The 9,657-nt window shown below is 72.4% G+C and carries 8 protein-coding genes; 6 read left to right on the top strand and 2 right to left on the bottom strand.

Annotated elements, in window-relative coordinates; all coding sequences use genetic code 11:
- The first annotated feature begins 222 nt into the window (after positions 1-222).
- A complete protein-coding gene (locus tag ACWGI8_RS31815; RefSeq protein ID WP_453666197.1) occupies positions 223-1,758 on the top strand; it encodes a hypothetical protein in 1,536 nt (511 codons plus the stop codon).
- A gap of 258 nt (positions 1,759-2,016) precedes the next feature.
- Entirely contained in the window at positions 2,017-2,688 is a 672-nt protein-coding gene (locus ACWGI8_RS31810) for an HAD-IA family hydrolase (RefSeq protein ID WP_453666195.1), read from the top strand.
- A gap of 309 nt (positions 2,689-2,997) precedes the next feature.
- On the opposite strand, the gene ACWGI8_RS31805 is transcribed toward ACWGI8_RS31810, so the two are convergent.
- Both ACWGI8_RS31805 and ACWGI8_RS31800 read right to left on the bottom strand, forming a co-directional pair.
- Positions 2,998-3,582, bottom strand: coding sequence for a TMEM165/GDT1 family protein (locus tag ACWGI8_RS31805; protein ID WP_453666193.1), 585 nt, complete (start codon positions 3,580-3,582; stop codon positions 2,998-3,000).
- Between the two features lie 246 nt (positions 3,583-3,828).
- Positions 3,829-4,590 (bottom strand): ABC transporter permease, encoded by a 762-nt coding sequence (locus ACWGI8_RS31800; protein ID WP_453666192.1) that lies wholly within the window; start codon positions 4,588-4,590, stop codon positions 3,829-3,831.
- Between the two features lie 182 nt (positions 4,591-4,772).
- Between ACWGI8_RS31800 and ACWGI8_RS31795 the strand changes: the two genes are divergently transcribed.
- The 4 genes from ACWGI8_RS31795 to ACWGI8_RS31780 all read left to right on the top strand — a co-directional run.
- Complete coding sequence (locus ACWGI8_RS31795) at positions 4,773-5,426, top strand: HNH endonuclease family protein (RefSeq protein ID WP_453666190.1); 654 nt, start codon at positions 4,773-4,775, stop codon at positions 5,424-5,426.
- 86 nt (positions 5,427-5,512) lie between these two features.
- Entirely contained in the window at positions 5,513-7,198 is a 1,686-nt protein-coding gene (locus ACWGI8_RS31790; RefSeq protein ID WP_453666188.1) for an alkaline phosphatase D family protein, read from the top strand.
- 136 nt (positions 7,199-7,334) lie between these two features.
- Entirely contained in the window at positions 7,335-9,242 is a 1,908-nt protein-coding gene (locus ACWGI8_RS31785; protein WP_453666198.1) for an FAD/NAD(P)-binding protein, read from the top strand.
- Between the two features lie 57 nt (positions 9,243-9,299).
- The coding region (locus ACWGI8_RS31780; RefSeq protein ID WP_453666186.1) for a DoxX family protein at positions 9,300-9,657 on the top strand (358 nt) is incomplete at its 3' end.

The following is a 9,657-nucleotide window of genomic DNA, read 5'->3' as shown; positions in this document are numbered from 1 at the left end:
GCGCGGTCACTAGGGGGTGGCTTGTGGATCTTGCCGGGGACGATCCACAAGCCACCCTGGCCGGCCGTGCGTGACGCAGCCGATCTCCAGCAGCCGGTCCGCCGCCTCCACTCCTTCGGGCAAGCCGTTCGGCCGAGTGCCGCTCATGTGTGGTGAGCCACGGCGGTCCCTCGGAGCGTGGGAGGCGCAAGCACCCGGAACCGCTTCGAGTGAGGTCGCGCCATGCCGGAATCACGCTTGGTCTCGCAGAGAGCGGCGCGAGTACGCAAGGACAAGGACAAGGACAGCGGCCAGGGCCGGCGCTGGGGCCCGGGCTCGCCCGAGACTCCGGCGCCCACGCGCCCGCTGCCCTGGCTCGCGGCCGTCGCCGTGGCCTTCACTCTCACCCAACTGGTCCTGGTTGCGCCTGGCCTGGGACTGGGCTGGGACGAAACCGTGTACGTCAGCCAGGTCAGCCCGCAGGCCCCCGCGGCGTTCTTCAGCGCGCCCCGGGCTCGGGGCATCACGTTCCTCGTTGCACCGGTCGCGGCATTGACCACCTCCGTGGAGGCTCTCCGCGTCCACATGGCCGTGCTGTCCGGCTGCGGGCTGTTCCTCGCGCTGTGGGTGTGGCGGCGGATGCTGCCCGCACCCGTGCTCGCGGTCGCCGGGACGGCTTTCGCGAGCCTGTGGATCACGGCGTACTACGGCCCGCAGGCAATGCCCAACCTATGGGTCGCCTACGGGGCGCTGGCCGCGACCGGCTGCTTCCTGCGGGCGGCCAGGGATGCTGGTGACCGCCGTGCGATGGCCGGCCTCGGTGCCGCCGTGGCGTTCGTGGCGCTGATGCGGCCGTCGGACGCACTGTGGCTGGTTCTGCCTCTCGCGGTGGTGGCCCTGATCGTGGGCGCAAGCCGCCGGCCGGTGCTGCTCGCCGTCCTCGCCGTCTCCATGGGCCTCGGCTGCGCCGAATGGATCATCGAGGCGTACCTCCGCTACGGCGGCCTGTCCGCGCGGTTGCGGCGGGCGAGCGAGATCCAGGGGCACCTGGGCTGGTACCTGGCGGTCGACGACCACGTCCGGGCGCTGGGCGGGCGTACCCTCTGCCGCCCCTGCGACGTGCCGTGGCGCAACCCGGTCACCGCGCTGTGGTTCTTCGCGGTGCCGTTGCTCGTCGCGGGTGGAGTGCGGGCCGCTACCCGGGCCCGGTCCCGGTTCCGGTTCCGGACCGAGATCCTGACCGCGTCGCTGGTGGGACTGTCGCTGGCGGTGCCGTACCTGTTCACCGTCGACTACGCGGCCCCGCGCTTCCTGCTGCCGGCGTACGCACTCCTGTCCCTGCCCGTGGCGCTGTGCCTGGTCGGCGTCTTCCGAGCCAGGCGCCCGGCCGCGGTCGTTCTGGTCGCCGTGGCCGTCGCGGCGCATCTGGCCATCCAGTACGTCGTGCTCAACTCGGTGGTGCAGCGCGTACGCAGCGACAGGGCGGTCCACAGCCGCATCGCCGCCGTGCTGCGGGCCCAGGGTGTGCGCCCGCCGTGCCTGATCACCGGGGAGGAGGCCATCCGCGTTGCGTTCCGCAACGGCTGCGCCTCCCGCCAGCCGGGCGGACATGACGGCAGCATCACCCCGGCGGGCATCGCCGCCGCGGCCCGTCGTCAACCGGTCGTGGTCCTGCTCTCCGGCGATCGCCGGCCCCCGTCGTACGCGCGCACTTGGCGCGTTCAGCCCCTGCCGGCCCTGGGCGGCCGGGCGGACTACCGGGCCTACCTTTCGCCGTAGCCCGACACGCTGTCGCCCCAGGTCGTGTCTTCGAAGTCCCGTCTGCAAAGTCCCGTCTGCAAAATCCCGTCTGCCGGCAGTCGGGGGCCTTCGCCGTCCGGCACCGGTCCGCGAGGGCCTGTCCGGCCGCGGCGCCGGGGGTGCACTGGCGCCCGGGCGCAGTGTTTTGTATCGTAGGAGAACAAAGTGGCTCCCGCTCGCACTCCCTGACCGGTGGGCGGGAGCCGCTCTGTCCCTTTCTTCCCTTGGAGTACGCCGATGCCGGCCACCGCCACCCCGTCCGTACTGACCGCCGGCGCCCTCCTGCTCGACATGGACGGCACCCTCGTCAACTCGGACGCGGTCGTGGAGCGCGTCTGGCGGCGCTGGGCCGTCGGGCACGGCTTCGACCCGGAGGAGACACTCAAGGTCGTCCACGGCCGGCAGGGCTACGCCACGATGGCCGTCCTCCTGCCGGACCGGCCGATGGAGGAGAACCACGCCGAGAACCGCGTGCTGCTCGCGCAGGAGACCGCCGACCTCGACGGCGTCGTCCCGATCGCGGGCGCGCCCGCCTTCATGGACGCCATCGCCGCCCTGCCGCACGCACTGGTCACCTCGGCCGACGAGGCCCTCGCCCGGGCCCGGATGGGCGCCGCGGGGCTGCGCATGCCGGAGGTGCGGGTCACCGCGGAGTGCGTCGGCGCCAGCAAGCCCGATCCGGAGGGCTTCCTCAAGGGCGCGGCGGAGCTGGGCTTCGCACCGGCGGAGTGCGTGGTGTTCGAGGACTCGGAGGCGGGCATCACGGCCGCGCGCGCCGCCGGGATGCGGGTGGTGGGGGTCGGTCCGCGTGCCGCCGCGTTCGCGCCGGACGTCCACGTCCGGGATCTCACCGCGCTGCAGGTGACGGCGACGGCCGACGGCTCGATCCGCCTGGCCGTCACGACCTGACCCGCACCGGCCCGCTGCGAGCCCCGCGACTCCCTCGGCGGTGCCCATGTCCAGCCCGTCCGGCGCTTGAGGACGGACACCCCGGCCGCGCCAACGGGAACCGGCACGCCCCGCACCAGGGGCTCGGAACACAGCCCCACCACAAGCCCCGGGACACACCCCCGCCAGGGGCTCGGGACACAGCCCCACCACAAGCCCCGGGACACACCCCCGCCAGGGGCTCGGAACACAGCCCCACCACAAGCCCCGGGGCGCAGCCCCACGAGGGGCCCGGGGCACAGCCCCGGCCGGAACCCAGGGCGCCCCGGTTCAGCCCGCGATCGCCTCGTACAGGCTGAATCCCGCCAGCGCCAGCATCAGCCCCGCCGCCACCTTGGTGATCAGCCGCAGCGGCACGTACTTCATCAGCGTCCGGCCACCCACGATGCCGAGGCCCGCGACCGCCCACAGGGCCAGCACCGCACCGAGGCCGACCGAGAGCGGGTTGTCGTAGCGGGCGGCGAGGTTCGCGGTCATGATCTGGGTCAGATCACCGAACTCCGCGATCAGGATCAGCATGAATCCGGCGCCGGAGACCTTCCAGAAGGACTGGTCGGCCGGCGCCTTGATCTTCTCCTCGTCCTCGTCGTCCTTCTTCAGCAGCAGCATCGCCGCGCCCGCGAGGAACAGCGCACCGACGACCGCCTGGACCAGCCGGTGCGGCAGCAGCGTCAGCACGCTGCCCGCGGCGATGGCGAGCCCGACATGGATGGCGAAGGCCGCCGCGACTCCGGCGAAGACGTACGACGCCCGGTAGCGCGTCCCGAGCATCAGCCCGGCGAGGGCCGTCTTGTCGGGGAGTTCGGCGAGAAAGACGACGCCGAAGGTGATCGCCATGATCGTGAAGCTCAGCACGGGTGGGGTTCCTCAATCGGTCGGGCACCGCCGCACCGAGAGACCTGAGCGTTTCAGGGGTCGCTTCGGCACGGCAGCGCCATGAATGGTCATGGGTCACTGCTGGCCGAAGGTCTCGCTGGCGAGCCACGCTGGGCGGCCGCCTCCGGGCGCCGGCCGAGACGAGCTCGGCAGTATGTCGACGTTCCGGCGAAGAGCTACTCCCCTTCCGCTCCGACCAGGGTACGCGAAGCCCGAGCCGCTCCGTCAGGGACCAAGGTCCTGGGCTCCGTCCCTGTGCAGCAGCCCCCGCGCCACCAGCTCCAGTACCAGTGCGACCGCGACCGCCTGCACCGCCATCAGCGCCACCAGCACGAACAGCTGCACCGCACCCGCCTGGAGCGGTGACGCCCCGCCCAGCAGCATCCCCACGAACGCGCCGGGGAGCGTGACCAGGCCCACCGTCCTGGTCTGGTCGAGCCCCGGCAGCAGCGCGTCGGACGCCGCCTCCCGTGCCACTTCCATCCGGGCGTCGCGGCCGGGCAGGCCGAGCGCCATCCCGGCCTCCACCTCGCCGTGCCGCGTCGTGAGCTCGTCGAGCGCGCGCCGCCCGCCGAGAACCGTCGCGGTGAGCGCCCCGCCGATGAGGATCCCGGTGACCGGGATGAGCGCGATGCCCTTGACCGGGACGAGCCCGGTGAGCAGCAGCGCGGCGACGACGGGGGCGACGCCCGCGCCGATCGGCAGGGCCGTGCGCCACCAGGTGCCGTTGGGGGTGATCCGGCGGCCCGCGGTGCGTACGGCGACGGCGTACATCACCAGCAGGAAGCCGAGCAGCAGCGGGACGGAGTGGACCACCCAGCCGATCACCAGTGAGACCGCGGCGAGCTGCACCGCGGCGCGCACCCCCGCGACGGCGATCTCGCGGGAACGGGAGCGTCCGAGGTGCGCGAGGGCGGCGACGGCGGCCGCGGCTGCCGGCAGCACGGCCAGTACGACCCCGAATGTGACATTCACCGGCAGGAGCACGCGCCAACCCTAAGCGGCCGGAAGTGAATTGTCGGGGCGTCAGAAGGGTTGTCGTGACGTGTCCATGTCGCCACTCTGTTACCTGGCGCCCATCCCCAGGCAACCTGGCGCCGCCACGATGGCCGGAGTCCAGCCGCAGGGCTCGCAACCGGCCAACGCCCCCCACCTCCAGAGGAGTTCGCATGTCAGGTGTCTACGCGCGTCGACTTTCGCGCACCGCCATGCTCGCCGCATCCGCCGCGCTCGCCTCGGCCGCCACGCTGCTCAGCGCGCCGGCCGCCCAGGCCGCCCCGCCCACCCCGGTCAGCGCCGCCACCGCCCGCACGTACCTGAGCCAGCTGACCGTCAAGGCGGAAGGTTCCTCCACCGGTTACAGCCGGGACAAGTTCCCGCACTGGATCACCCAGTCGGGCGCCTGCAACACGCGCGAGGTCGTCCTCAAGCGCGACGGCTCGGGCGTCGTCCAGGACTCCAGCTGCGCCGCGGTCAGCGGCAGTTGGTACTCCCCGTACGACGGTGCCACCTGGACCGCCGCCTCGGACATCGACATCGATCACATCGTCCCGCTCGCCGAGGCCTGGCGCTCCGGCGCCAGCTCCTGGTCCACCTCCACGCGCCAGGCCTTCGCCAACGACCTGACCCGTCCGCAGCTGATCGCCGTCACCGACAACGTGAACCAGGCCAAGGGCGACCAGGACCCGGCCGAGTGGCTTCCGCCGCGCTCCTCCTACAACTGCACCTATGCCCGGATGTGGGTGCACACGAAGTACTACTGGAACCTTTCGGTCGACTCGGCCGAGAAGTCCGCGCTGCAGTCCATCCTGAACGGCTGCTGAACAGCGGCTGACCGGCCCGTCCGGGATGGAACCGCGCTACCCTCCCCCGTCGTTCCGTACCGTACGAGGGCGACGGAGGAGGGCATATGGCAGCCGGGCTGCGCCTGGGACCACTACTGCGGCATGTCGACTGGGAGGCCGGTGAGCAGGCGACCGTCTGGGTCGAGGCCGACCGGCCGTGCACGGCCGAGGTGCGGTGCGCGGACGGGGCGGGCGGGTCGGTCCGTACGTTCCAGATCGAGGGCCACCACTACGCGCTGATCCCGGTGACCGGCCTCACCCCCGCCTCCTCGACCCCGTACGAGGTGCTGCTGGACGGCCGGCGCGTCTGGCCCCTGGAGGACTCCCCCTTCCCGCCGAGCGCGATCCGCACCCCCGCGATCCCCGCCGAAGGCGTCCGGGTCGCCTTCGGCTCCTGCCGCTGGGCCGCGCCGCCCGCCTACGAGCACGACCCGGTCGGCCCCGACGCGCTGGACACCCTCGCCGCCCGGCTGGCCGCCGACCCGGAAGCCGAGCGCCCGGACGTGCTGCTCCTGCTGGGCGACCAGGTGTACGCGGACGCGACGTCCCAGGCGACCCAGCGCTGGCTGGCCGCCCGGCGCGATCTGCGCGAGCCGCCGGGCGTGGAGGTCGCGGACTACGAGGAGTACACCCGGCTGTACGACGAGTCCTGGCTGGACCCCGAGGTCCGCTGGCTGCTCTCCACCGTCCCCAGTTGCATGATCTTCGACGACCACGATGTGATCGACGACTGGAACACCAGCGCGTCGTGGCTCGCGGAGATGCGGGAGACGGCCTGGTGGCAGGAGCGCGTGCGCAGCGGGCTGATGTCGTACTGGGTCTATCAGCATCTGGGCAATCTCACCCCGGCCGAGCTCGACACGGACCCGGTCCACGCGGCCGTACGGGCCAGCCCCGACGGCACGGACGCACTGCGGCGGTTCGCGGCGAAGGCCGAGACCGATCCGGCCGCGGTCCGCTGGAGCTACCGGCGCGACTTCGGCAGGACCCGGCTGCTGATGGTCGACACCCGGGCCGCCCGCGTGCTGGACGAGCAGAGCAGGGCGATGCTCGACGAGTGCGAGGCGCGCTGGCTCCGTGAACAGGCGCTGGAGGCCCCGGGCTCGTACGACCACCTGCTCGTCGGGACCTCGCTGCCCTGGCTGCTGCCGCCGCTCATCCATGACGCGGAGAGCTGGAACGCGGCACTGTGCCGGGGCGAACGAGGCGCGCGCTGGGCGCGTTTCGGCGAAGACCTGCGAAGACGGTCCGATCTGGAGCACTGGGCGGCGTTCCCGGCATCGTTCGAGAAGCTGACGGCGCTGATCGCGGAGGCGGGCAGCGGCCCGCTGGCACCGGCGACGATCTGCGTGCTGTCCGGGGATGTGCACCACGCGTACGTCGCCGAGCCGGTCTGGCCGGACGCGGCGCCGGACGCGCGGGTGCTGCAACTGACCTGCTCCCCCGTCCACAACGCGATCCACTCCTCGGTGAAGCTCGGCTTCCGCTTCGGCTGGAGCCGGGCGGGGCGGCGGCTCGGCCATGCGCTGGCGCGGCACGGGCGGGCGGGGCGGCCTGTCATCGACTGGCACCGGAGCGGCGGACCGTGGTTCGGGAACCAGCTGATGACACTGACGCTGCGCGGGCGCTCGGCCGACCTCCGGCTCGACCAGGCGCGCACGGACGGCAGACCGGCCGGGGGCAAGCGGGCGGATCGTGCGGGTACGCGGCTCGTGACCGTCGACGAGCGGAACCTGACGAATGGTCCGTGACACTTCACACAGCAGCAGATGATCCTCACCTCTGCCCCTTCGGCTCCCCACACAGCAACGGCATGATGAGGCGGACGATCCGCTTCCCGTACCGTCAAGCCCCCACATTGCCCCGGGAGTCAGTGCTTTGTCCGTGTTGCCCGCAGTTCCGCACGCCATAGCCCTGGTCGGCGCAGGACCCCGCGGCACCTCGGTCCTCGAAAGGCTCTGCGCCTCCGTGCCCGAACTGGCCCCACAGACCCCGCTGACGGTGCATGTCGTCGACCCCGCCCCGGCGGGCCCAGGGAAGGTGTGGCGAACGGACCAGCCCGCCGAGCTGCTGATGAACACGGTCGCTTCCCAGGTGACGCTCTTCACCGACGACAGCGTGGACTGCGAGGGGCCGATACGGCCGGGGCCTAGCCTGTACGAGTGGTCCGCCGCCCACCCGGCCGAGGCGCTCGGCCCCGACGACTATCCGACCCGCGCCTGCTACGGGCGCTATCTGGAGTGGGCGTTCCGCGAAATCGCCGACCGCGCGCCGCGGACGGTACAGGTGGAGGTGCACCGGGCCCGCGCGGTGCGCCTCGACGACGCCGAGGACGGTTCGCAGACGCTGGCACTGGACGACGGAACCTCTCTGACCGGCCTCAGCGCGGTGGTGCTGGCGCAGGGGCATCTGCCGGTGGCGCCCGGGGCGGTTCCGGCCCGGCTCGGCGACCACGCGGCCCGGCACGGCCTGCGCCACTTCGCCCCCGCCAACCCGGCGGACCTCGACCTCTCCGCGATCGCCCCGGGTGAATCGGTCCTGCTGTGCGGCCTCGGCCTCAACTTCTTCGACCACATGGCGCTGCTGACGACAGGCCGCGGCGGCACGTTCGTCCGTGCCGGGGACCGTCTCGTCTACCGGCCCTCGGGCCGGGAACCGCGGCTGTACGCGGGCTCGCGGCGCGGCATTCCGTACCAGGCACGCGGGGACAACGCGAAGGGCACTTCGGGCCGGCACCGTCCGCTGGTGCTCACCCCGGACGTGATCGCGGTCTTCCGCAAACGCGCGAACGCGGGCGATCCGCCGGACTTCCTCACCGAGATATGGCCGCGGGTGGCCAAGGAGGTGGAGACGGTCTATTACGAGGCGCTGCTGTGCAGGGGCCCCGGCCGCGGGGCGGAGTTCCGGGCCCGCTTCCGCACCCGCTTCCTGGACACGGCGCACGGCAGCCCCGAGGAGACCGCGGTCCTGGACGCCTACGGGTGCGCGGAGGCCGACCGCTGGTCCTGGCAGCGGATCTCACGGCCGTACGCGGGCGAGACCTTCACCGGCCCGGCCGCCTTCCGCGACTGGCTGCTGGGGCATCTGCGACGGGACGCCGAGCACGCGGCGCTCGGCAATGTGACGGACCCCCTCAAGGCAGCTCTCGACGTCCTGCGGGACGTACGCAACGAGGTGCGGCAGATCGTGGACCACCGCGGACTGTCCGGCGGGTCCCGGCGCGACCATCTGGACCGCTGGTACACACCGCTGAACGCGTTCCTCTCCATCGGACCGCCGCGCCGCCGGATCGAGGAGATGACCGCACTGATCGAGGCCGGGGTGCTGGAGGTGGTCGGCCCGCGGATGACGGTACGGACGGAGGGCGGGGCGTTCGCCGCCGAGTCGCCCGACGTACCGGGGTCGGCGGTGACGGCGACGACGCTGATCGAGGCACGGCTCCCGGAGCCGGACCTCAGGCGCAGCCGTGACGAGCTGCTCGCGCGGCTGCTGCGCACGGGGCAGTGCCGGCCGCATGCCGTCGGCGGTTACGAAACCGGCGGCCTGGACGTGACAGCGCGGCCGTACCGCCTGATCGATCGTCAGGGGCGGGCGCACCCGCGGCGGTTCGCGGTCGGTGTGCCCACCGAGGGAGTGCACTGGGTGACCGCGGCGGGAGCCCGGCCCGGGGTGGACTCGGTGACGCTGTCGGACGCGGACGCCGTGGCCCGGGCCGTGCTGCGCGTGACGGCCGACTGTGAAGTTCCCATGAAAAGCGACCGTTGGCTGAATGTTGAACTTGCAAGTATTGATTAGGTCCGCCTAACTTGTGCCCCATCGGTTTCACGTCCCCAGACCGAAGGAGACCCCCAGATGGCCACTCGTCAGTCGTCCTCGAGACTGGACCGGGCCCAGCCGTACGTCCTCGGACTGTTCCGCATCGTCGTCGGTCTGCTGTTCACCAGCCACGGCGCCGCCGCCCTCTTCGGCGTCCTCGGCGGACTGAACGGCGGCACCGTGCCCACCGGCACCTGGCCGGGCTGGTACGCGGCCGTGATCGAGCTCGTCGCCGGCGGCCTGGTGCTGATCGGCCTCGGCACGCGCGCGGCCGCGTTCATAGCGTCGGGCTCGATGGCGTACGCGTACTTCAAGGTGCACCAGCCCGAGGCGCTCTTCCCGCTGCAGAACGGCGGCGAGGGATCCGCGATGTTCTGCTGGGCGTTCCTGCTGC

It is taken from the genome of Streptomyces sp. NPDC054841 (assembly GCF_053611045.1).
The sequence above is the reverse complement of the archived record's forward strand: the minus strand, read 5'-3'. Positions and strand labels throughout refer to the sequence as shown.

Excerpts from the sequence above, each read along its gene's own strand:
- ACWGI8_RS31815 (WP_453666197.1), top strand. The coding sequence starts at position 223 with ATGCCGGAATCACGCTTGGTCTCGCAGAGAGCGGCGCGAGTACGCAAG.
- ACWGI8_RS31810 (WP_453666195.1), top strand. The coding sequence starts at position 2,017 with ATGCCGGCCACCGCCACCCCGTCCGTACTGACCGCCGGCGCCCTCCTG.
- ACWGI8_RS31795 (WP_453666190.1), top strand. The coding sequence starts at position 4,773 with ATGTCAGGTGTCTACGCGCGTCGACTTTCGCGCACCGCCATGCTCGCC.
- ACWGI8_RS31790 (WP_453666188.1), top strand. The coding sequence starts at position 5,513 with ATGGCAGCCGGGCTGCGCCTGGGACCACTACTGCGGCATGTCGACTGG.